Origin of the sequence: Gluconobacter cerinus (assembly GCF_002723935.1) — a bacterium.
GTDB lineage: Bacteria > Pseudomonadota > Alphaproteobacteria > Acetobacterales > Acetobacteraceae > Gluconobacter > Gluconobacter cerinus.
Genome location: NZ_BEWM01000002.1, coordinates 576686 through 599362, shown reverse-complemented (window position 1 = coordinate 599362; position 22677 = coordinate 576686). Strand labels below are relative to the sequence as shown.

The 22677-nt window shown below is 49.7% G+C and carries 18 protein-coding genes and 1 pseudogene; 9 read left to right on the top strand and 10 right to left on the bottom strand.

Translation table 11 applies throughout. The features are described from left to right. Positions 1 to 8: 8 nt before the first annotated feature. Positions 9 to 248: pseudogene (locus tag GCE01_RS06670) on the bottom strand (IS481 family transposase); the annotation flags it as partial. Positions 249 to 359: 111 nt separating this feature from the next. Between GCE01_RS06670 and GCE01_RS06665 the strand changes: the two are divergent. Next, positions 360 to 1571, top strand: coding sequence for a DUF262 domain-containing protein (locus GCE01_RS06665; protein WP_099211828.1), 1212 nt, complete (start codon positions 360 to 362; stop codon positions 1569 to 1571). Then, the gene (locus GCE01_RS06660; protein WP_167386125.1) at positions 1568 to 2083 is read left to right on the top strand and encodes a HEPN domain-containing protein; all 516 of its coding nucleotides are present in this window, start codon (positions 1568 to 1570) and stop codon (positions 2081 to 2083) included. The genes GCE01_RS06665 and GCE01_RS06660 overlap by 4 nt, the downstream gene beginning before the upstream one ends. A 108-nt stretch (positions 2084 to 2191) precedes the next feature. Here GCE01_RS06660 and GCE01_RS06655 read toward each other — a convergent pair whose 3' ends face one another. Both GCE01_RS06655 and GCE01_RS06650 read right to left on the bottom strand, forming a co-directional pair. After that, positions 2192 to 3388, bottom strand: coding sequence for an MvaI/BcnI family restriction endonuclease (locus GCE01_RS06655; RefSeq protein WP_099211826.1), 1197 nt, complete (start codon positions 3386 to 3388; stop codon positions 2192 to 2194). Then, the gene (locus tag GCE01_RS06650; protein ID WP_099211824.1) at positions 3372 to 4754 is read right to left on the bottom strand and encodes a DNA cytosine methyltransferase; all 1383 of its coding nucleotides are present in this window, start codon (positions 4752 to 4754) and stop codon (positions 3372 to 3374) included. The genes GCE01_RS06655 and GCE01_RS06650 overlap by 17 nt, the downstream gene beginning before the upstream one ends. Positions 4755 to 5350: 596 nt before the next feature. Between GCE01_RS06650 and GCE01_RS17395 the strand changes: the two genes are divergently transcribed. Next, on the top strand, positions 5351 to 5608 hold the full coding sequence (locus tag GCE01_RS17395) for a DUF6538 domain-containing protein (protein WP_308446169.1): 258 nt from the start codon (positions 5351 to 5353) through the stop codon (positions 5606 to 5608). Positions 5609 to 6366: 758 nt separating this feature from the next. After that, a complete protein-coding gene (locus GCE01_RS06640) occupies positions 6367 to 7275 on the top strand; it encodes a hypothetical protein (RefSeq protein ID WP_099211822.1) in 909 nt (302 codons plus the stop codon). A gap of 76 nt (positions 7276 to 7351) precedes the next feature. Here the strand turns inward: GCE01_RS06640 and GCE01_RS06635 are convergent, their stop codons facing one another. Together GCE01_RS06635 and GCE01_RS06630 are read right to left on the bottom strand one after the other, a co-directional pair. Continuing rightward, positions 7352 to 8350, bottom strand: a complete 999-nt coding sequence (locus GCE01_RS06635; protein ID WP_086633579.1) for an alpha-E domain-containing protein — start codon at positions 8348 to 8350, stop codon at positions 7352 to 7354. Between the two features lie 26 nt (positions 8351 to 8376). Further along, entirely contained in the window at positions 8377 to 9849 is a 1473-nt protein-coding gene (locus tag GCE01_RS06630; RefSeq protein ID WP_099211820.1) for a circularly permuted type 2 ATP-grasp protein, read from the bottom strand. Positions 9850 to 10110: 261 nt separating this feature from the next. Between GCE01_RS06630 and GCE01_RS06625 the strand changes: the two genes are divergently transcribed. Both GCE01_RS06625 and GCE01_RS06620 read left to right on the top strand, forming a co-directional pair. Continuing rightward, positions 10111 to 10959, top strand: coding sequence for a transglutaminase family protein (locus GCE01_RS06625; protein ID WP_099211818.1), 849 nt, complete (start codon positions 10111 to 10113; stop codon positions 10957 to 10959). A 39-nt stretch (positions 10960 to 10998) separates the two neighbouring features. Then, positions 10999 to 12081 carry a zinc-binding metallopeptidase family protein gene (locus tag GCE01_RS06620; protein ID WP_099211816.1) on the top strand — a complete coding sequence of 361 codons (1083 nt, stop codon included), beginning with the start codon at positions 10999 to 11001 and terminating at the stop codon, positions 12079 to 12081. Here GCE01_RS06620 and GCE01_RS06615 read toward each other — a convergent pair. Continuing rightward, the gene (locus GCE01_RS06615) at positions 12078 to 13010 is read right to left on the bottom strand and encodes a LysR family transcriptional regulator (RefSeq protein WP_099211815.1); all 933 of its coding nucleotides are present in this window, start codon (positions 13008 to 13010) and stop codon (positions 12078 to 12080) included. The two genes, GCE01_RS06620 and GCE01_RS06615, sit on opposite strands and share 4 nt — an antisense overlap. A 107-nt stretch (positions 13011 to 13117) precedes the next feature. Here GCE01_RS06615 and GCE01_RS06610 point away from each other — a divergent pair, with 107 nt between their 5' ends. Both GCE01_RS06610 and acnA read left to right on the top strand, forming a co-directional pair. Continuing rightward, positions 13118 to 14140, top strand: coding sequence for an isocitrate/isopropylmalate dehydrogenase family protein (locus GCE01_RS06610; protein WP_046900777.1), 1023 nt, complete (start codon positions 13118 to 13120; stop codon positions 14138 to 14140). Between the two features lie 33 nt (positions 14141 to 14173). Next, positions 14174 to 16864, top strand: coding sequence for an aconitate hydratase AcnA (gene acnA / locus GCE01_RS06605; RefSeq protein WP_099211813.1), 2691 nt, complete (start codon positions 14174 to 14176; stop codon positions 16862 to 16864). A gap of 58 nt (positions 16865 to 16922) precedes the next feature. Here acnA and GCE01_RS06600 read toward each other — a convergent pair whose 3' ends face one another. Then, entirely contained in the window at positions 16923 to 18608 is a 1686-nt protein-coding gene (locus GCE01_RS06600; protein WP_099211811.1) for a Hint domain-containing protein, read from the bottom strand. Positions 18609 to 18736: 128 nt separating this feature from the next. Here GCE01_RS06600 and GCE01_RS06595 point away from each other — a divergent pair, with 128 nt between their 5' ends. Further along, on the top strand, positions 18737 to 19840 hold the full coding sequence (locus tag GCE01_RS06595; RefSeq protein WP_244591116.1) for a LuxR family transcriptional regulator: 1104 nt from the start codon (positions 18737 to 18739) through the stop codon (positions 19838 to 19840). Between the two features lie 63 nt (positions 19841 to 19903). On the opposite strand, the gene GCE01_RS06590 is transcribed toward GCE01_RS06595, so the two are convergent. The 3 genes from GCE01_RS06590 to ahpF form a co-directional block, all read right to left on the bottom strand. Beyond that, complete coding sequence (locus GCE01_RS06590) at positions 19904 to 20236, bottom strand: YegP family protein (protein WP_099211807.1); 333 nt, start codon at positions 20234 to 20236, stop codon at positions 19904 to 19906. A gap of 110 nt (positions 20237 to 20346) precedes the next feature. After that, positions 20347 to 21009 (bottom strand): LysE family translocator, encoded by a 663-nt coding sequence (locus GCE01_RS06585; RefSeq protein ID WP_244591115.1) that lies wholly within the window; start codon positions 21007 to 21009, stop codon positions 20347 to 20349. A 35-nt stretch (positions 21010 to 21044) separates the two neighbouring features. Then, positions 21045 to 22607 carry an alkyl hydroperoxide reductase subunit F gene (gene ahpF / locus GCE01_RS06580; protein WP_099211802.1) on the bottom strand — a complete coding sequence of 521 codons (1563 nt, stop codon included), beginning with the start codon at positions 22605 to 22607 and terminating at the stop codon, positions 21045 to 21047. Positions 22608 to 22677 lie beyond the last annotated feature (70 nt).

Here is a 22677-nt window from a genome sequence, read left to right as displayed (position 1 = left end):
GAGGTATTCTAATTGTTTGGCTCTGGGTTTTGGTGGGTTAGATTGATGATGAATCTTTCTGGCTCTGAAGTCCATATTTTGCAGACGCCTTCGTAAGGGGTAAGGCCGTTCACGGTCTTGAGTCTTCGCCCGAAGTTATAGGCTGCCATGAAATCGCTGAGGTGCGTCCTTAACTGCCCATGGCTGTCGTAATGGAAGCGCTTGACGGTTGCCTCCTTGATTGTTCGGTTCATCTTCTCAACCTGACCGCGACATAGGACGCATTTAACGAAAATAATATCAAATTAATTATTTACTTAATCTGCAACAATATGATATTTCTTTTCAAGAGTCTTTTATGAGATTTTGGATTATCAAAAATGCACAATGACAGAGATTACATTGAAGACACAGAAATTAAAGACGATAATAGTGAGGCAGAAACAGAGAACGGTTATCGTTTCGAGGTAAGCAGCTATGGCTGGGATGTAGATGTAGAAGGTCTCGTGAAACGCCTTAACCGCGAGGATATCTACGTACCTGGATTTCAACGGGGCTTTGTTTGGTCCAATGCTGAAAAATCACGTTTCATCGAATCTCTTATTCTTGGGCTGCCCGTTCCAACAATATTTCTCGCGAAAGATTCTGAGACAAGCAAGTTAAATATTATCGATGGCCAGCAAAGACTTAAAACGCTTCAATCCTATTTAAATGGAGAGTTTTCTCTCTCTGGAGTGGATATACCCCAAGATTTAAAAAATAAATACCACAGTAAGCGCAGAGATACTTACAATAAAAGAGCAAAAATTATAGACCAATCCGATGAGCGTACGCTATCCGATGCAGTAATTCATGCCGTAGTAATTAAACCAAACCCAAAACACGACGATAAAGAACTTGGAAAAGAATACAACGCAGCCATTATTCAAATATTTAAGAGGTTAAACACGAGTGGAAAAGCTCTAACTTCTCAGGAAGTAAGGGCAAGCATTTTCCACGGTAATCTTTTAACAACGATACAAAACATTAACAATTACGAAGATTGGCGAGCTCTATTTGGTAACGTTCATAGTCGCATGAAAGACCAAGAGGCCATACTAAGAGCGATTGCTCTTTATAAAAACGGATCGAACTATAAAGCAAGTATGCCAAAATTTTTAGACGCATTTATAAGCGATAATAGGAATATTCCACAAGAAGAATGTAGAAATATTGAAATTATTTTTAAATCATCAGTGAGTATGATTAGAGAAAGCTTAGGAGATTCTGCATTAAAGACTGGTGGAACTTTCATAATAACCCGTTTTGATGCTCTTGTTGTATCCTTAATGTCAATTTTAGGTGACAAAATTTATAAGGATATTCAAGAAGCCACAGATCAAGCAAAAGAAATACTCGGGAAGCAATCTATTAAAGAAAAATTGCAAAATCTTCACAAGGACACGCGAGGGCTAGATGATAAAGGCGAAGAAATTTCAAGTATTCCAGATAATCAAAAAGGTTATTTGTGGTCTGTAGACAAATTCACAAACGATACCAATCGTGTTTCAGTGCGTCTTCGGGTTTCTTTGGAAGAATTCTTAAAAAAATGAGTATATCTTCAAATGCATTGCGCCATAGCTACCGTGCACGCCTTGAAGCGTTGGCCCGAAAAAGTCCTTCTGATCCAGAAGAACAAGCCGACTGGGCAAAATACGTAAGTGTCTTGATATCAGGATATATCGAACAATCATTCAAAGAAATCCTTCTCGAATTCGTTTCATCACATGAAATATCGCGCCTAGATAAATATATCTCAGACACCTGGCCAGAATCACGCAATATGAAAATAAGTAATATTGATTTTATTCTTAGATCTTTTGATTTGAGCTGGTCTGAGAAATTCAATAGGTGGCTTGAAAGTAAAGATAATTATAAAAGTGAAATAAATTCTTTGATAGCCAGTCGGAATGATATTGCGCATGGGAAAGAAGCAAATACAACAAATGTTACGTTAAGAAGCATGCGATATAGACTGGCAATATCTTTAGAGCTTATAGACGAGTTAGGAAGCATTATATACGGAGGAAATGAAGAGTCGTTGATTGATGAGCTTGCCTCCTAATTTTAGGGGGGAGTAAAAATCCCTTTTTAGACAAGTTTAGTGCGTATTAATATTTTATGCTTCCAAAGCAAATGAAAAAGAATATTTCTAAATCTCTTATATTGTCATTTACAACAAAGCGTGAATACGCGGCGGGGGGAATAATGCTCCAAGGCTATCAGGACGAATTTTAAATAAATAACCGTGATCTCGAGCTCTAGTGCCATTATAATGAAGGGCATAATCAACCGTAAGAACCCCAGCTTCGATTAAAGCTGGCAGATTTGCAGTCATAGCTTTTTGGGTATGCTGAACTTCGACGTAATGAAACGCTTCCATGTTTCCTCGGCCCCGGCAAGCTGCTTTTACCCAAAAAGTCTCTTGATGCTTAGCAGCTAAGTCATTTTTTAGAATCGGAATCTCCCAAGTAACGTCGTGCACACGTGCCCCACTTGAAGGGTCGACATAAACTTGTTTTAGCCAATCGCACTCTGGATCAATTTCAAGGGTTAATCCCAATGAGTTTGGCTCTGCTGCATCGAGTGTATGATACAGAGAACGACGGCCATTTTTGTCATCATAACCTCGCATGACTAGGAGGTTTTTAGCATTGCCAATAGGGCTAAGTTTCCAATTGGGAGCTTTAGAAAAAAGAGTAGAGCGATTAACTCCTGAGCCCGCTCTGCTACGTTTCGCCTTAATTTCTATTCCTTTGAAATCCGGTGCCTTACGCGAGTTCGCAGAAATGCCGAGTAGGGTCTCTAGCGTATAGCCAACTCCAGTATCCCCAGACCTCAGCGTCTTTACAAATCCTTGTTGCGAAATACCCCGCAGCAGCCCGAGAAGCTCTCTGGCCACAGAGGAGGGCGAAGTATATTGGTCGACAATTTTTCTGAAAGGCGAATCGTCATTAGTAAAAGAGGACCGGACAGCACGATCACTCATATTCAGAATGTACATGACGCTGTCTAAAACAACGATAGCTAGAAGATTATAAGCCGCCGCGTATGATCGCACAGAATGCCCAAGCCAAATCCTTGGGTCACCTCTTTTAGTTTCTGGGCGATACATTGAAACTGTGGTCTTCTCGAGCGAATTCGCTCTTACTAGAAAAGCTTCGCGCTGTATCTTGCAGCCTTGACCTTGCCCCTGCTGCCTAAAATCATGGTATTGGAGATTCGACAGATATTGGCGTAAATTATCAGTCGCATCAAATATTGATTTTTCTAATCCTGTCTTGGTTGGGACTAACAAGGCAGATTCAACGCCAATTTTCCCTAAAATCTCTAGCGCTTTTACTATAGAAAAATCACTTTTTTCTAACATTATTCAATGCGCCTTCAATAATATATTTAAAGTTATTTCCAACACGCTCCGCGAGCCCGACAGGTACAGCATTCCCAATTTGGGTATACTTGGGGACTTCACGGTCAAAGAGGCCTTCTCTGGGGTTGCCAGCGCGTCTAATGCCACCGGTAGTTCGCTTTCCCTCAAATCTGTACCAATCCGGGAAAAGCTGTAATCTAGCCCATTCTCGAACTGTTAGTACGCGCGATTGAGAGTAATGTACATAATCGTCCGGCATAGATGTTGCTGTTATCGTTGGGCGGCCGTTTCCCCATGTTGCTGGAAGAACTTTTTGCGCGAACTTTTTTGTACGTGCGTGCGCAGGGATCTCACCGTGCTCGATCATGTGCTTAAACTTTTGCACGATCCGCAGCGCATGTTTTGAGTATTCGTGGTCGGTGAGTTGGTTAGACCGCTCTTCATGAACTGGCGGAGGCTGACGCAACTTCTGTTGAATTGCAGTTTGCGGAGGTCTTGGATACTCAGTCGTTTGAAACTTACTACTTTTGAAGTCCTGTGTTTCAAGGCGATGTTGCGCGTCAAGATCGACGAGGTCGCTCAGGAGCTCTTCTAAATCAGGCGCCTCTGACGGGTTTGGTTTTGGCAAAAAACCACACTGCACAGCATCTAATTGATCCCCCCCGAGATCTACGGAAAAACTTTTCTCAACGATGTCATCCCTTATCCCTACTAGCAGGACTCGGGGGCGATTCTGTGGAACACCATAATCGGAAGCGCGTACCAGAGTGAAGCGAACCTGATAACCTGGAATATCTTGGAATTCTCTTAGAACGTCTGGCCAAATTAATTCATTTCCTTCCCGTGTCCACTTAGAATTAAGCAAGCCACGGACATTTTCAAACAGGAAGATACGGGGACGTAAACGACGAATAATTTGAGCCATTCGGCCGTATAGCTGATTCGATGGCAGGTCCTTTTTATCGACCGAATACGAGCGACGATGACCAATCCCCGAATACCCTTGGCAAGGCGGTCCTCCAGCTAATAAATCTAAAGTTCCTCGTTCTACTCGAGGCTTTGAATTAGATTGTGTTTCGATCAACGTAGGAAATTCAATCCCAAGGGCTGATAAATCTGAGACCATCCGCTCCAGTCTGTCACCTTGCAAGTCATTAGCATCATTGCAGTGTAGATGTTTTTGGTCTGCGAATGGTTTGCCCCCGACATCGTGGTGTCGGTTGGCAAGATAAGTTGCTAGTGCATCCTTGTTTAGCTCATTGACAAATACTGGAGTGAAACCAGCATTCTCCATGCCAAGCGATAGTCCGCCGCAACCGGCGAACAGATCGACCATCGAGAGCTTCGGAGGAGAGAGTGTGGGCATTTAAACGCTTTCCATGACTTCTCATGCTTTTTGCCTGGTTTGTGTATAGAAATCCAGGCTTGCAAGACAAAATTTACACGTTTTTCTTCTGCATGACGGAATCAGGAGAGAATGGCTGTTGGCTCTAAAAAAATTACAATGCGACGGTGTTATTCTGCCATCTTGACGCATGATCGATATCCAAAGTGTCTATCAATCGTTTTATCTATAATTTGTGATTGATTGAAAAAATCTATCCACCACCCGACATGACCGATTATCACATACACAAACCCGGAGCGACCCGCAGTACCCCGGAACGATTTCAAAATTAGCCGCATCTTCCTTCACGCCAATATGGCCACCACCACAGAACCCTTGACTAGCCTCAGTTTTTCTCCAAACCTGTTCTCCATAATGTTCACTGAGAAGAGCATCATATCCGCAGTTTTCTGCTGAAATTGAGACACTCCCAACACCCCAAAAATGTTGAGGAGCAGGTCGAGTCCCGCAGCTCGTACCACATATAAGTTATTGAAAACAAAAATCTTTTAGGGTTTTCAGCAACCCGGAGCCCCCGTTCTTCTACAAGGGGCTTCTACAAAACGAACCCTGTTGTGCTGATTCGTCTGCAATCCGGTTTCCATTTCAGACGCGGGATTCCCGTTCGTTTTCGGCCTGTTCTGGGAAAACGGGAAATCTGGCACTCCCTGGAGACCCTCAACAGAAATCTTGCCAGAACCCGTGCCTGTGCCATGTATGGACTGACCTCTCAGCTTTTCGAGTGCATCAGTCTGGCCATGTCTTCATCGGAAGAAACATCCTCGCTCAACAAAGCGGTTGAGACCTTTCAGGAGGCTCCTAGCCACATCTGACCTGCATCCTGTCCAGCAGGACCTGTTCCAGTCCATTGTCCAGACCTACGACAGTGAGATTCAGGCTCTGAAGTCCTGCTACAAAACCATGAACGCCGAGCACTTCTGGCAAGAATGGAAGACCATCAGCGGGTTTCCAGCGTGCTTGAGAAGATTGCTCTCGAAATCAGTGCTCTGACCGACATCATTCACAAGCTGGGAAAATCTGCGAGCCGCACTGGACATGGCTTGTCCGGTCCTTCCCCCACTGCGAGTGACCCTGAGTTAAAAAAGTAAGGGTACTCATCAAAGGTTTTTCGAATGCATCATTCTTCTGAAAAGTCAAAACCAAGAGAAACTAAGTTTACGGAATAGTTTTATTTTTAATTTAATTAATTGTAAATTTTAAAATCGAACATATTTTTTAATGAAAATTAAAACACATAAATAAGTATACCTTAAATCAAATACAATTATTAAAATACATATGATATTTTCGAAATATTATATTTATCCATTTTAATTCTACATTTTTCTCAATCGGTAAAATTAGTTAAAAATCCGAAAAAATAGATAATCTTTTGTATGTCAAAAAAAAGTTGATATCCACACTTTTAAGAAATGCTATTGATCTTCGTCCACGAAATAAGAAAGCGCCCCAGAAAAAGAGATGAATATTTCTTATTGCAACAAAGAATGAGCCTAGAAAAACAAAGCAATCCACTCGATAGCACGTGGTAAATATTCAATAATTCTTAAAATTCGTGGGAAGAATTTAAATGAATAGAAAATCCAACATTAAAATTCGTCATTTAAACGTAATAAAACATATTTATAAAATACAAAACTTAAAAAAAACATCCGAAGTTATGTCTTTAACCCCCGCCGCAATATCCAAAACGTGCATAGAATTTGAAAAAATTATTGGAAAAACACTTTTCTCAAGAACTATACATGGACTTATACCCAATGAGATTGCGAAACGTGTTGTAGAATCTAGTATTTTAATTGAAAAAGAAATAGATAGGATGATTATTGATATAGATAATATCTATAACGAAAAAAACTATGTGAATATATCATTTCAATCAAACTCTATTATTTCAGAGATGATGAAATGTATCTTGTCTATAGTTTCATCTAAAAATGTAAATTTTACAGTAAATTATGGGTCAAGAGAGCATCTATTTTCCTCTCTTCTGAAGGGAAGAACAGATATAATCTTTGCCAGTGCTTATAATGACATAATAGATGATAGGATTAACTATAAATATCTCATCCAAGATAAATGTGTTATTATCGATAAAGATCGCGCCTATTCAATGAAAGAGATAGTTAGAAACTGGGATAGCTTTCAATCAAAAGTATGGGTTCTACCCATTCGTGGAACAGCTATGCGCGATAGATTCGACTCTATTCTCGAATATAATGGCTTAAAAACACCGAAAAACCTGATTGAACTAAATTCAATCATTGGTGCATCCAGCTTGATAGACAATCCTGAGACCATAGGAATGTCTACGATATCCTATTTAAAATCAGTAAAATACAAATTTGAAGAAAATAAAAACATCGAGGACCTTTCCGATATTACCCTCAACGTAGGGGTTTACTGGCGGCAAGATTCGAAGAAACTGGTTTCAGAAGTTGTGGATTTCTTCATCCATAATATGGATCTCAATAAGTAATTCATATTTATCCTCAATGCCCGAGAAGAAGGATTTCCACTTCTTCCCCTATTCGAGCGATCAGCCCCTTCCTGCTCTATTGTGCGACACTGGCATCCGATACGTGCTGCGTAGCTGCTGGGGGCCAGTAAGCAGTCACCAGTTCCGTCTGGATTGTTTCTATCTGCCCCTGAATCCAGTGCATATATTCATGCAGCCCACGAATAATGATCTCTTCTGCCGTTTGATCTTCGAGACTTGCGCGTAGGTCGGCCAGACGTTCCTGTACGGCATAGCATTGCTTGCGCAGATTGTAGTGCGTGGACAATGCGCCCAGAACGCTATCAGTCTGTCGTAAATTCAAGGCAAGAGACCGGGGAAATCCTTCGTTCTTCAGTAGAAATCCGACCACATTTGCTGGCGTTGTCGTGACCGGCTGCAAGCGTCGAAATGCGTGATATGCAGCCGCAGATCGCAGAACAGACGCCCATTGTGTCGTATCGATTTCAGAGCCCACTTCTTCCTGGGGAAGCAACGTATGATATCGCGTGTCTATGAGACGGGTGATCTGGTCACTCCGCTCCATATGCCGCCCCAGAAGGTAAAAGAGCCATGCCTGATCGCGGTATAAAGTGCCTTCGGTTACGCCTGTATGGGTCTGGCAGTCCTGCTTGATGCGATTACACAACGCAGAAAGGCCAGTCCTGCGGATATCGGACGCCTGAAGATCAAGGACCCAGCGTGTGAAGACGTTCAATTGCATCCACATTTCTGTGGAAATCAGGGGACGAACCGAACGGGCATTTTCACGAACAGAGTTGGCCATCGCCTTGATGGAACTCGAATTTGCAACATCCGTAATGTAAAACTGTAGATAGTCCTGCTCGGTAGCCGCTGGATAAAGAGCGCTGAACCGCTCTTCGTCTGAATTGATCTGAACGATTGTATCCCAGGACGTCCGTCCGTCCGGGCCTCGTACGAACGCCTCGGTTACCTCAATCAGACGTGCCAGATTTTCAATCCGCTCCATGTAGCGCGCCAGCCACATCATGCTTTCGGCATACCGGGACAGAAGGGTATTCAGGCCGGGAAGCATGCCTGATGCCGTTGGGGAAAGCTGTGTCATACGGACATCACCCATGTATCCTTCGATCCTCCGCCCTGGGAGGAATTAACAACCAGAGATCCTTTACGGAGAGCCACACGCGATAAGCCCCCCGGAAGCACCCATGTCGTTTTTCCGGTTAATGCGAAGGGACGTAGGTCAACATGCCGCGCCTCAACGCCTGCGTCACACAGGGTTGGCGTCACCGAAAGATCGATCACGGGCTGGCTGATATAATTGGAAGGGTTCTCCGTCAGTCGGCGCCTGAATTCCTCGAGTTCGCTCTCCGTTGCGTGTGGCCCTATCAGAAGCCCATAGCCTCCGGACTCCCCGACAGGTTTGACGACAAGCTTCTCCAGATTAGCCAAAGTAAAGGCCAGCCCTTCTGGCTCAGCGCAGATGTGCGTTTCAACGCTTCCCAGAATGGGTTCTTCTTCCAGATAGTACCGGATAATCCGCGGCATATACGCGTACACGGCCTTATCGTCCGCAACCCCGGTCCCGAGAGCGTTGGCAATCGTCACGTTGCCTTGACGGTAGGCTTCCACCAGTCCGGGAACGCCCAGAAGACTTTCCGGATTGAAAGCCAGCGGGTCCAGGAAAGCGTCATCAATGCGTCTGTAGATCGAATGCACAGGTCGGAGCCCAGCGACAGTTCGCATGTAAACATGATTGTTTTCAACGAGGAGATCGCGCCCCTCAACAAGAGGAACACCCATCTCGCGTGCCAGAAAGACATGCTCGAAATAGGCTGAGTTATAGATCCCGGGAGACAAAAGAACGACCTGCGGGTTAGTCACGCCTTCCGGTGCGACATCGCAAAGCGCCCGATGCAGACGCAGCCCATAATCCTCTACCGAACGAAGAGGCATCCCTGATGCCAGATCCGGCATCAATCGCAGCATCATGTGCCGGTTTTCAATGACGTATGACACGCCTGACGGGGTTCTGGCGTTGTCTTCCAGAACAAGGAACTGCCCGCTGCGATCGCGGATCAGATCCGTTCCATTAATATGGACATACACGCCACCCGGGACATCCACGCCGACCATAGCCTGACAGTAATTGGCATTTTTCAGAACCAGATCTGCGGGAATGATACCGTCCTGCAGGATCTTGCGATCATGATAGATGTCCCACAGGAAAAGATTGATCGCCTTGACGCGCTGTTGCACGCCTTTTTCGATAAACGCCCATTCGTCAGCGGTCAGAACGCGGGGGATCACATCAAAAGGTAAAACCCGGTCAATGGCCTCCCGGTCAGAGTAAACCGTGAAGGTGATACCAAGACGGTACAACTGGGTTTCCGCATTGGATGTACGGTGGCGGAGTTCCTTGATGTCGAACTGGGACAGCCTGTCCTGAACCAGTTGCAGGGCCTCAGGTAACGCCTCTCCCCGGTTCATCAGCTCACAGAAAAACGAGGGCTTGAGATAAGCGGAGAAAATGCCGGCTTCCTGGACCTGGGATTGCAAGACGTTGGACCTCATCTGTTTGCCCCGTTTCCTTACCCGACAGCTGTATGAACCATACCCGGCCGGATCATTACGATTATTTATTAACCTATCAACTCCCTTCTGTTTGCCAAGCAATAAAAGCAGCGAGCAGTTTTGTTTTTCCCAGAATATATCAAGAGAGTTGCCGTTGCCGTTCTTCCTGTTACGATAAAGGAAGGATAATCCCGAGCTAACGGGACATCAGGGGAGCAGGGAACATCAGGTCATGAGAGTGGATCGCGGAAATCTGCCACAATGAACACGCTCGTGACGCTTCGCCACCACACGTCCTATCGCTATGACCGTCCCGTCTTCCTGGGCCCTCAGACCATCCGGCTGCGGCCGCTCGTTAACGCACGCAACCCTGTCCTGACCTACGCCCTGAACGTCGGTCCTGGCGAAGGTCAGATCGCGTGGCGGTTGGACGCCCACGAAAATACGGTTGCCGAAGCCATCTTTGCCGAGCAGGTCTCTCACTTCGATATCGAAGTCCGTATGACTGTGGATATCACGCCCTATGACCCCTTTCAAAAGGGCGGTCAGCCGCTTTCACAGACACCGGACAATCCCGCCTACAGAGTGACTACGTCTGATCCAGACCTGCTGGACGGCTTTCTTGACGGTCAATTCCTTTCAGCGGGAGAAACAGATCTGGCTCGCCTGATCTGGCTCAATCGCAAACTGGCCCAATCTCTGCACTATAAGACCCGTATGGAGCCCGGCACCTGGGCTCCAGCTGAGACTCTCTCCCGCCTGACGGGCTCCTGCCGAGATAGTGCGTGGTTAATGATTGCTTTCGCGCGCAGGTTGGGCTTCGCAGCTCGGTTTGTCTCCGGATACCTGATTCAGCCAAAGCCATTGGATACAGGCAGCCAGACCTTGACCTGTGACTTGCACGCCTGGGCTGAAATCTGGGTACCGGAATCAGGATGGTTCGGATTCGACACGACTTCGGGTCTGGTTACAGCCCAGAACCATATTCCCCTTGCCGTTTCGGCGACACCGGAAGAGGCTGCCCCTGTTTCAGGGCTTCTGGATCACTGTCAGGCGCGGTTTGATGTCCTAATGGAAGCACAACATTTGCACAGAGAGACCAATACCTGACATCATGCTTCGCAAGAGCTGCAATAAGGTGCCGAAACAGTGAAGCTTTTCTCATGTCAGTGCTGCCAGCAGGCTCTGTATTTCGAAAATATTGCGTGTGAATCCTGCCATCATCCCGTGGGCTATCTTCCCGGTTTGGCAACGCTGACCGCGCTGGAACCGACCGGAACGGGCCGCTGGCACCCCGTGGAAGAACAGGTTCAGCATGCAGAACTCGTCTACTGTGCGAACCATGCCTATGACGCCTGCAACTGGCTGACGACGCCAGACAGATCCGGCAGGCCCGCCATCTGCTTTGCCTGCCGCTTCAACCGGACAATTCCCAACCTCGACAATCCGAAAAATCTTGAGCGCTGGCGGAAGATAGAAGTCGCCAAACATCGGTTGTTTTACACGCTGCTTCGCCTCAAGCTTCCAATCCGGAGCCGTTGGGAAGACCCTCATAACGGTCTGGCGTTTGATTTCCTGGACGATGCCGCAGACGGCTCTGCCCCAATTATGACCGGACATAACAACGGTCTGATTACTTTAGCCATCCGTGAAGCCGATGACGCCGAACGCGAGCGGATGCGGGTAGAAATGGGCGAGTATTACCGCACCCTTCTCGGTCATTTCCGGCACGAAATCGGACACTATTACTGGAATGTTCTGGTTCGGGATGCAGGGCGCCTGGAGAGTTGCCGCGCAGTGTTCGGCGATGACCAGCAGGACTATCAGGAGGCCCTGCAAAATCATTACAACAACCCACCGCCGGAAGACTGGCGGGAACGGCATGTCAGCATGTATGCGACGTCCCATCCTTGGGAAGATTTTGCAGAAACATGGGCCCATTACCTCCATATCGTTTCCACTCTGGAGACCGCATGGGCGTATGGCGTAACCATTCATCCCGTTCTGCCGGATGCATCACCCCTCTCAACCAACGGCCCCGGAAACGATCCGTATCTGACGTCCACATTTGACGAAATCATGGAGGCCTGGGTCCCCCTGACATCAGCAGTCAACAGCCTTAACCGCTCCATGGGCCTCTCAGACTTTTATCCCTTTGTGCTGACGTCCGGAGTGCGGGAAAAGCTGGCGTTTATTCATTCCCTGATCCGGGAGACACAGGCGCTCGGCTAGAAAACCGCCTTTCCTGTCCCAAATTGGCGCGTGCGCATCTGCCGAGCCTGATGGATGAAGTACAGTTTGGCGCCCGTCATACGCACAGACCTGAACACAAGATAAACCGGCGCAGTCAGCGCCGTGCGGGACGAAAGCGGAATATAGGTGATCTGCCCCGCATGGTGCTGCTGCATGGAGTGCGGAACCACGGAAATCCCCAACCCCCCGGCTACAAGACTGAGAGCCGCCATGAGTTGCGGCCCTTTCTGGCGGATATTGGGCATAAAACCTGCCCCGAGGCAGGCATCCACGATCGTCTTGTACAGACCGTTGTTGTACTGGCTTTGATAAAGAATGAAGTCTTCATTTTCCAGATCAGCCAGTCTGAGCCCTTCTGGTGGAGGATTGTCCGCAAGGGGGTGGGCCTTGGGCACAGCCACAACCATGGGCTCTTCCAGAATCAACTCCACCATAACGTCCGAAACATCCGGGATGGACGCACGGACAAACGCGACATCCACCAGATCGTCTCGCAAGGCGCCGAGCAACTGACTGGAATTCCCCTCTGTCAGGCCAAGCGTGACATCCGGCCAGCTTTCGCGAAAATACCCCAAAACGGCGGGTAAACTGGGGTGGCACATTGCGGAATTGGTGAAGCCGACAGATAGCTCCCCGCTCTCGCCCCGCACGACACGACGGACATCTTCAACCGTCTCGTCTACACGGTCGAGAATGTCATAAGCCCCCTTGAGCATACTGCGTCCAGCAGCCGTCAGGCGCATCCCTTTGGCATGACGCTCAAAAAGTTGAACACCCATGGTTTCTTCACAGGAGCGCAACATCCGCGTGAGAGGAGGCTGCTGAATCCCCAGCCGTTCTGCGGCTCGTGTCAGGGTGCCTTCCTCCGCGATGGCAACAACGGCGCGGAAATGACGAAGCTCAACCATGCGATACCTTTAAGGTATGATGAAACCTGTATGGAAATATTGGATCTAACAGTTTTCCTCTCTAAAGTCCGCACGCCTTCTCACATACGGACAGACAGGACGCCCCCATGACCGACAAGATCCCCGCTACCCTTCTCGCCGGTGATGGTATCGGACCAGAAATCATGGCGTCTGTCACGACAGTGCTTGATGCTCTGGGAGCGCCTTTTGTCTGGGACCATCAGAGCGCAGGCATGGGCGCTCTAGAGAGCCAGGGAAGCGCCCTGCCTGATGCGACGCTGGAAAGCATCGCCCGTACGGGCCTGGTGCTGAAAGGCCCGTTGACAACGCCTGTTGGCAAAGGCTTCCGCTCCATCAATGTGACACTTCGTCAGCAGTTCGATCTGTATGCGAATGTGCGTCCGACGCAGACAATCGTGCCAGGCGGTCGTTATGAGAACGTCGATCTGGTCGTGATCCGGGAAAACGTTGAGGGCCTTTACGCCGCCATGGAACACTACATGCGCGTTGGGGACGATCCGGAAGCTGTGGCATACGGCGCCGGGTTCAACACGAGAGCGGAATGTAACCGAATCGTAAGGTTTGCATTCGAGTACGCTGTGAAGAACGGCCGCAAGAAGGTTACGCTGGTTCACAAGGCCAATATCCTCAAGATCCTGAGCGGCATCTTTCTGCATGAAGGCCGCCGCGTAGCCGCAGAATATGAAGGCCGCGTGGAGCTTGAAGAGCGCATTGTCGATGCCTGCGCGATGGAGCTTGTCATCAAGCCAGAAAATTACGACGTTCTCGTCACAACCAATCTTTTTGGCGATATCCTGTCTGATCTGGCTGCGGGGCTTGTCGGCGGCCTAGGCATGGCACCAGGCGCGAATATTGGCGAGAAAATGGCTGTTTTTGAAGCCGTTCATGGCTCAGCACCCGACATTGCAGGTCAGGGCATTGCTAATCCCCTCGCACTGATGATGGCAGCCAGCATGATGCTGGCTCATGTGGGACGCCAGGACCTGTCCGCCCGCCTTGATGCCGGCATGAAGCAGATCCTTACGACAGACAATATCCGTACCCGCGATCTTGGCGGCACGGCTACAACAGAAGACGTCACGCAGGCCCTCCTGCGCGCCATTCACTAAACCAGACGACACGACCAGCAGGGAACACACATCATGAAACAGGTTGGACGCGATCTTCTGGGCAGCCAGCGCGACCTGTCCGTTGACGGACAGACCTATCGCTATTTCTCTCTTCCTGTCGCAGCGGAGAAAATCGGGGACATTTCCCGCCTTCCCGTCAGCCTCAAGGTTCTGCTCGAAAACGTTCTGCGTTTCACGGACGGCACGAGCTACAAAACTGAAGATGCACAGGCCATTGCAGACTGGCTGCACTACGCTGGCTCAACGCAGGAAGTGCCGTTCAAGCCATCCCGTATTCTGATGCAGGATTTTACAGGTGTTCCGGCTGTCGTCGATCTGGCCGCCATGCGCGATGGCATTCTGGCGCTCAACGGCGATCCGCGGAAGGTCAATCCGCTTGTGCCAGTTGATCTTGTGATCGACCATTCCGTCATGGTCGATGTCGCAGGCCGTGCGGATGCCCTTCAGCAGAACGTTTCTCTGGAATTCGAGCGGAATGGCGAACGTTATGCGTTCCTCCGCTGGGGCCAGCAGGCATTCGACCAGTTCCGCGTTGTGCCGCCGGGTGCGGGCATCTGCCATCAGGTCAATCTGGAATATCTGTCTCAGGTCGTCTGGACCAGCACGATTGATGGCGTGACCTATGCCTATCCGGACACGCTGTATGGCACAGATTCCCACACCACCATGGTCAATGGACTAGGTGTTCTGGGCTGGGGCGTTGGTGGTATTGAAGCCGAAGCCGCGATGCTCGGCCAGCCAATTTCCATGCTCATTCCGGATGTCGTCGGTTTTCGTTTGGATGGCAAGCTCCCCGAAGGCACGACGGCCACAGACCTTGTCCTGACCATCACGCAGATGCTGCGCGCCAAGGGCGTTGTCGGGAAATTTGTCGAGTTCTATGGCCCCGCACTGGACCATCTGCCGGTTGCAGACCGCGCCACCATTGCCAACATGGCCCCGGAATACGGCGCAACCTGCGGCTTCTTCCCGGTCGATGCGCTGGCACTGGATTACCTGCGCCAGACCGGCCGTGACGAACACCGTATTGCGCTTGTCGAGGCCTATCTGCGGGCGCAAGGCATGTTCCGTGATGCGTCCACGCCAGAACCGGTCTTTTCCTCCACGCTCGCACTGGATCTCAGCACCGTTACGCCGTCCCTCGCAGGACCAAAGCGCCCGCAAGACCGTGTAGAACTGCGCTCTGCCTCCGAGGCTTTCGAGCAGGCCCTGACGGAGACGCTCGGCGTCAAACCGGAAAATACCATCGTCACCGCTCCGGTCGCTGGAACCGATTACGCGCTGGAACATGGTTCGGTCGTTATCGCGGCCATTACATCCTGCACCAACACGTCCAATCCGGCCGTTCTGATTGCCGCAGGACTGGTTGCCCGTAAGGCACGTGCACTCGGCCTCAAGCCCAAGCCATGGGTCAAAACCTCGCTCGCGCCAGGGTCGCAGGTTGTGACCGATTATCTGGATCGTGCAGGCCTAACGGCAGATCTGGATGCCTTGGGCTTTGAAACCGTTGGATATGGCTGCACGACCTGCATCGGAAACTCAGGTCCGTTGGCCCAGCCGATAGTTGATGCCATTGAGGGACATAACCTCGTGGCGACATCTGTCCTGTCCGGCAATCGGAACTTTGAAGGCCGTATTTCACCTAATGTTCGCGCGAACTACCTTGCAAGCCCGCCACTTGTGGTTGCTTACGCACTGCTCGGGACGATGCGTCAGGACATTACGACAGCCGTTCTGGGTCACACGCCGGGCGGCAAGGCCGTCTATCTGAAGGATCTCTGGCCCTCCAACCATGATGTTGCAGAACTGGTTGGGTCCGCGGTTACCCGGGGTGCCTTCGTTGAGCGGTATGGTCGTATCACGGAAGGCACGCCGGAATGGCAGGCGCTGGGAACAGCCAGTGATTCAGCCACATTCAAATGGCAGCCTGGCTCCACATATGTGCAGGATCCACCATATTTTTCTGGCCTGACAGCTGACCCACAGACAACGAGTGACATTTCAGGCGCACGCGTTCTGGCGCTGCTTGGTGACAACATCACCACCGATCACATCTCGCCTGCCGGCTCCATCGCGACGTCCTCTCCTGCGGGCGAATATCTTCAGGAACATCAGGTCGCGGTTAAAGACTTTAATTCCTATGGGTCACGCCGCGGCAATGACCGCGTGATGGTCCGCGGCACCTTCGCCAATATCCGTATCCGCAATGAAATGGCGCCGGGTACCGAAGGTGGCATGACACGTCATCAGCCGGATGGGGCACTTATGTCTATCTATGATGCGGCCACGCGCTACGCTGACGAAGGAACACCGCTTGTCGTGTTCGGCGGCAAGGAATACGGCATGGGCTCATCCCGTGACTGGGCCGCGAAAGGCACGCGTCTCCTTGGTGTCAAAGCCGTCATCGCCGAGAGCTTTGAGCGCATTCACCGTTCAAACCTTGTGGGGATGGGCGTTCTGCCACTGACGTTCGAACCTGGAACGACGCGTAAGACACTGAATCTGGATGGGACTGAAACCATCAATATTGCGGGCATCAGTGATCTGACTCCTCGCAAAACGTTGGTTATGACCATCACCCGTCGCGATGGCACACAGGAAAACGTTTCCCTCCTGTGTCGCATCGATACGGTGGACGAGGCAGATTACTATCGCCATGGCGGCATCCTGCCTTACGTCCTGCGCGGTATGGCTGCGGCCTGAACAAAAAAGGCTCTGCTCCCGACAAGGGGACAGAGCCAAAGCAGGAAAATACCGGGCTTCAGGCTGTAAGAGACAGGCCTGCGTTGTTCTGAGGCGCCAGTTTGTACGGTCCGCCAGCTTTGATCTGCAGAGCAAGAATGGCAATGCTGTTGGAAGGGCGGCTACCAAGCGGCAGAAGACCACGACCGGCTGTCCAGCGCATGTTACCCTTCTCCGGATTGCTCCAGCCTTCCAGCGTCTCAGTCTTCAGATGCGCTGTAATCCGGTGAGTACGGCTCTCCTCAAACAGAGTGATATCGCCAATCAGAACGCCGAGGTTGCGTCGGTCATCTACAAACGGGCCGATAACGTCACTCGGGCGGCTGGTTCTGGAGACAATCCGCACGCTTTTGACGTTGGCAGGGATCATGAACATGACACGGTCATTGGCTTCACGGGTCTTGCGAATAACCGTGCCTGTGTCCGTCACCAGGTGAAGATCAGCATCTTCCGTAAGAGGTGCATCTTCGGAAACCGTCTCTGAGCAGACCTTGCTGGCACGCGCATCAAACTGGTGGAATAGCGGCTCCACAAACTCGCGCCTGACATCCAGCGGCGCATTACCGTCTTCAGCCCATGTTTTAGCACGGCCACCCAAGGCGACGACATTGCCGCTTTGAGCAAATGAGCGACGATTTCCTGTGTCCAGATAGCTCTCTGTAAGAACGCCATTCGCGGTGATAACAGAGTGCTGCTCCGTCTCTACATGGTAATAGTCGTAAGACGTGATGCTCTTGTCGTAAAAAATGGAACGACCGTTTACGAGCATCCGCACAGGTACGAATTTACCGTCGAAGAACAGGCAATGTTCAGCAGTGATCAGCAGGTCTTCATAGGGAACACCATCTGAGATAGCATTCTTGAGAACACGGACCGGATAACCAGCTTTGTCATCAGGCAGCCCTGGGCAGACAAAGGCCTTTTTGGTTCCAACCCACACGACCGGACGATTTACTTCGGCCTGAGCCTGCCAGTCATAAACGGTAACTTCGTCGCCAATGCAGATATCTTCAACTGCGACCTCTCCCTGTGCGGTGCGGACCATTGATCCCCGCAAAAAGCACACGACAACCAGTGTTCTCAGATAAGTTTTGCCGTTGATCGTCGAAACCGTGAAGGTCGTTCCTTCATTCGCTGCCGGGAGCTGGAATGAAGATGTTCCGGAAATGGGTACGCCTTGATTGGTCAGTGTATAAACGCCGTTCTCATACGTATAACCGTCTGCCGTCAGGCCGCTGAGAATGATTGTATCATTTTCTTTAATATTCGTAATGTAACTAATAATACTTGGCGTTGTTCCTGCTGCAATTTCAAGCGTTCCACCGCCGCCTTCGTCGAACTGGATAAGGCCTGTTGTTGTGGTTGCATAACCACCAAGAACTACAGTGCCGCCATTACCAATAATTATCTTCGATCCGCTAGTGATCGAAACTGAGTTATCGAGAGATAGAGATCCCCCTCCACTCACTGTGACTGCTGCACTTTCGGATGCAGTTCCAATTGTCCAATTTGAGGCAGTTACAACAGAATTATTATCTACAATAACACTTCCTGTTGTTGCTTGACTTGCATCTGGAACAGGAAGGCCAGTATAAAATGCCGCCCCAGATATTTTTCCAGAATTATCTATAGTTACTACGCCATTCTGTGCACTGACGACAGACTGGCTACCCCCTGTTGGGGTGAAAATTACTGACGCTACCATTGTTTTCTCCTGCCTCTAGCCAGATGAGATCTGCAACTCACCGCGCCTGTTTTTTTGAAGCATGAGAATTTTGGCCACCACTCCCATATGGTAGTGGATGTTTGCTTTTTTTTGAATATTTTTGTCTGATGATTCCGGCTTCAAAAGAAAGAATCCATCAAATGGAAAATCATATTTTTATTACAAAAAATATCTATAAAACTATAGAAGACCGCTCCGAATGGAATGAAGCCTTAGTAAATATCGCAAAATACTGCACAGACAGCAGTTTTGGCGGCGCATCTTTAATTCCATTAGACGAAGACATGTCTGAATGGCGGTTTGGCTCCAATCAGGATCCGAAAACAGAAGAATTATATTACAATCACTGGCGAAACAAATCACCTCTGTCTGTCTATACAAGAAAAAAAATAGAAAATGACTTCCTATATGTTGATGACAGCTTCTTATCTGACAAACAAATCGACAAAATACCGTTTTACATGGAATTTTTAAGGGAATTTGGTGTTCGAAGAATACATCATGCCATGTTCAAAACTGAAAATGGGAATAGGTTTCTATTATCAGTACAGTCTCCAGACGGATTAACAATACAATCAAGCGCAATCATCAAGCAAAACCTGACACGAATAATTCCGCACGTTATTCAAGCAGTTGGAACCGGAATCTCTTTTAACAAGAGCAAGAATTTTCATGAAATATTTGAGAATTCCTTTAAAGAAATGCCGTTTGGAATTGCTCTGATTAATTCAGAAAATAAAATTGTATATGCGAACAACAACCTAATCCGGATGGAATCCGATGGAATTTTTATAAAAAACAACACAATCCAAGTGAAAAGCTCTGATGGTAACAGTAAATTTTCTCGCCTCCTCTCTGGATCCGGCGACATTCACAATCCCATAAAAATAAAAACCGAAACAGATAAGATTTTCTTTGCGAAAGTAATAAACGTTTCATCCAAAATGGAACAAACCAGAATGGTTATTTTTTCCATTCATAGAGTCAATTCTGAAACGGAAGCTATTTTGAGCAACCTTTTCCTTACAGCGTCTCAATCAAAAATTGCCTGCCTGATCGCGAATGGGAATTCCATTAAGGACTCTTCTTTGAAAATGAATATCACCGAAGGAACTGCCCGACAGATGGTCAAAGATATTTTTGTCAGGTTAGGCGTCAATAGCCAGAGCCAACTTACGGCTTTTGTTAAGAATATCAGCTTTATAGCCTAGTTTTATTACACACCCCTGCATCAATAGTACTAAAATGATGCAGAGGCAGATTAACAGATCTTCTTATACAGCATCTACCGTCACAGCTGACGGTGCATTTTTCTTAACGGATTCAATCCCGGCATTCCGCGCACTTTCACTGCTGTACGCCTGACTGCTACCAATCACCTGCCCGTTTGAAGCCTTCAGATTAAAGAACGGCTTTCCAGACGCTGAAATCTTACGCTCATAATGGGCGTCGTCAGGGGCATGCTTCTGAACGGAAGCAATACCATTCACCGCACTGGCTTTCTGCTTGTACCCTTCACTGGCAAGAATACTCTCTCCGTTAGCTGCTTTCAGGCGAAAACGATATTCGCCAGCAGTGTCGGTATAGAGTTCAAATTTTGCACTCATGATCGAGCTCCTTTCAGAACAGCATTCATCAGCAGACCCCGCATACCAGATTCAAGAAGACCTGCTGCTGTCAGCCTGCCACAAAAAGTGCTGAAAAATCGAGTCTGCTCTCAAGCCCGACGGGCAAGTGCCAGCTTAAGGCTGAACAGCAAGAAAACGCTGCCGGTCAGGCGGTCCATACGCCGTACGACGGTCGGACTGGACAGAAAGCGTCCCAGAGGAATGGTCAAGGCGACCAGCAGTCCAAGCCATGCAAAAGACAGCAACGCCTGGATGGCGGTTAGCAGAAGCGAAAATTCGCGCACATTGACATGGGGCGGAATAAACTGCGGCATAAACGTCATGTAAAAGACGCCAACCTTGGGGTTCAGCAGATTGCTCAGCAAACCGCGCCGAAAGGCCAGTCCTGCCTCTGGACGGTTCGTCGGCTGCTCAACGGATGCTTCAGCCTCTTCTTTCGACAAGGATGATCGGGGATGTAGAAGCAGCTTGATGCCTATCCATCCCAGATAAAGCGCCCCCGCCCATTTGACGGCTGTGAATGCCGTCTCTGACGCCGCCAAAAGTGCAGTCAGGCCAAAAGCCGCTCCCAGGCCCCAGACGCCCAGCCCAAGACAGATTCCCATAACCGCCGCCAGCCCGGCTTTCCATCCGGACGTCGTGGCCGTCCGGAGGGTCATGGCGGTATCCAGGCCCGGCGTAATGGTGAAAAGGGCGGCAGTCAGTGCGAAGGCAAGGAGGGGGAGCAGATAAGGATGCATGGCCTGAACCATATACATCCTTTTCCTTCTCCCCAAGGCCTCACCAATTATGCCTGCACAGGCAAGCGGATCAGGTAGTCAAAGGCAGACAGGGAGGCCTTTGCGCCCTCACCCATGGCAATGACAATCTGCTTATACGGCACTGTCGTCGCATCACCCGCAGCGTAGATCCCCGGCACTGATGTTGCGCAATGATCGTTGATCACGATCTCACCATACGGGCTCAGATCCAGGGTCCCCTTCAACCAGTCCGTATTTGGCAGCAGACCGATCTGAACGAATACGCCGTCCGTCTTGATGTGGTGCAGGCCACCATCAGCGTCGCTGTAAGTCAGACCCGTGACTTCCTTGCCGTCACCTTCGATCTTCGTGGTGAGCGCACTCATCAGAACCGTGACGTTGGGCAGGCTCAGCAACTTGTCCTGCAACACCTTATCCGCCTTCAGGTGCGCACCGCGCTGCAAAAGCGTAACGTGTGAGACGATATTCGCCAGATCAATTGCAGCTTCAACACCGCTATTGCCGCCGCCCGTCACAACAACAGGGCGTCCCTTGTAGAACGGGCCATCGCAATGCGGGCAGTAGGCCACGCCCTTGGTGCGATATTCCTCTTCACCCGGAACGCCTAGCTGGCGCCACCGTGCACCGGTTGCCAGAATAACCGTCTTGGAATGCAGGCTCGCCCCACTTTCCAGAGCGATCTCATGCAAGCCACCAATCTGAGCCGCCGGAACAAGTTTTGCTGCTTTCTGGGACGCGATGATCTGCACGTCGTACTGGCGCACATGGGCTTCAAGCGCAGCAGATAGCTGTGGGCCTTCTGTTTCCTTGACGGAAATGAAGTTCTCGATGCCAGCCGTATCCATCACCTGACCACCGAAACGGTCCGCAACGAGGCCCGTCCGCAAGCCTTTACGTGCAGCATAAATCGCTGCGGATGCACCCGCCGGGCCCGCGCCCAGTACCAGAACATCAAATGGTGCAACGTCGTTCAGCTTGGCAGCCGCACGCTCAACAGAAGACGCATCCAGCTTTGCCAGAATATCCGCGACTTCCATGCGACCAGAGGCAAATGGCTGCCCATTCAGATAGACCTGCGGCACAGACCGAATGCCAAGGCGTTCGACTTCTTCCTGAAAATCCGCCCCATCAATCGCGACGTGATGGATTTTTGGATTCAGGACGCTCATGGCGTTCAGCGCCTGCACCACATCCGGGCAATTCTGGCAGGACTGGGAGAAATAGGTCTCGAAATGGAAATCTCCGTCCAGCGCTTTGATCTGCTCGCCAAGATCAGCGTCGATCTTGGGCGGATGACCGCTGACCTGAAGCAGCGCCAAGACCAGCGAGGTAAACTCATGCCCCATCGGGAGGCCAGCGAATGTCACGGCTTCAACCGAACCGGCCCGGCGAATCAGGAAAGATGGGCGGCGGGAAGCAGTTCCGGCGTCGGAGAACGTCACCTTGTTGGACAGGCTGGCAATGTCTTCCAGCAATCCACGCACTTCGGCGGAGCGCTCGTCGGTGCCAAGGGTAGCTTCCAGCACGACGTCACTGCGCAGATATTCCATATAGGCGCGCATCTGGGTTTTCAGGTCGTCCTGAAGCATCGTTTTCTCCAGCAATTTAAAATTGGTGAAATCTTGAAGAGCCCTACCCCGATGAAGGGGCAGGGAATGG

Coding starts and splice junctions, on each gene's coding strand:
- GCE01_RS06650 (WP_099211824.1), bottom strand. CDS start 4,754: ATGCCCACACTCTCTCCTCCGAAGCTCTCGATGGTCGATCTGTTCGCC.
- GCE01_RS06610 (WP_046900777.1), top strand. CDS start 13,118: ATGACCGACAAGATCCCCGCTACCCTTCTCGCCGGTGATGGTATCGGA.
- ahpF (WP_099211802.1), bottom strand. CDS start 22,607: ATGCTTCAGGACGACCTGAAAACCCAGATGCGCGCCTATATGGAATAT.
- GCE01_RS06590 (WP_099211807.1), bottom strand. CDS start 20,236: ATGAGTGCAAAATTTGAACTCTATACCGACACTGCTGGCGAATATCGT.
- GCE01_RS06665 (WP_099211828.1), top strand. CDS start 360: ATGCACAATGACAGAGATTACATTGAAGACACAGAAATTAAAGACGAT.
- GCE01_RS06655 (WP_099211826.1), bottom strand. CDS start 3,388: ATGTTAGAAAAAAGTGATTTTTCTATAGTAAAAGCGCTAGAGATTTTA.
- GCE01_RS06615 (WP_099211815.1), bottom strand. CDS start 13,010: ATGGTTGAGCTTCGTCATTTCCGCGCCGTTGTTGCCATCGCGGAGGAA.
- GCE01_RS06595 (WP_244591116.1), top strand. CDS start 18,737: ATGATTCCGGCTTCAAAAGAAAGAATCCATCAAATGGAAAATCATATT.
- GCE01_RS06630 (WP_099211820.1), bottom strand. CDS start 9,849: ATGAGGTCCAACGTCTTGCAATCCCAGGTCCAGGAAGCCGGCATTTTC.
- GCE01_RS06600 (WP_099211811.1), bottom strand. CDS start 18,608: ATGGTAGCGTCAGTAATTTTCACCCCAACAGGGGGTAGCCAGTCTGTC.
- GCE01_RS06635 (WP_086633579.1), bottom strand. CDS start 8,350: ATGCTTCCCGGCCTGAATACCCTTCTGTCCCGGTATGCCGAAAGCATG.
- GCE01_RS06640 (WP_099211822.1), top strand. CDS start 6,367: ATGAATAGAAAATCCAACATTAAAATTCGTCATTTAAACGTAATAAAA.
- GCE01_RS06585 (WP_244591115.1), bottom strand. CDS start 21,009: ATGGTTCAGGCCATGCATCCTTATCTGCTCCCCCTCCTTGCCTTCGCA.
- GCE01_RS06625 (WP_099211818.1), top strand. CDS start 10,111: ATGAACACGCTCGTGACGCTTCGCCACCACACGTCCTATCGCTATGAC.
- GCE01_RS06660 (WP_167386125.1), top strand. CDS start 1,568: ATGAGTATATCTTCAAATGCATTGCGCCATAGCTACCGTGCACGCCTT.
- acnA (WP_099211813.1), top strand. CDS start 14,174: ATGAAACAGGTTGGACGCGATCTTCTGGGCAGCCAGCGCGACCTGTCC.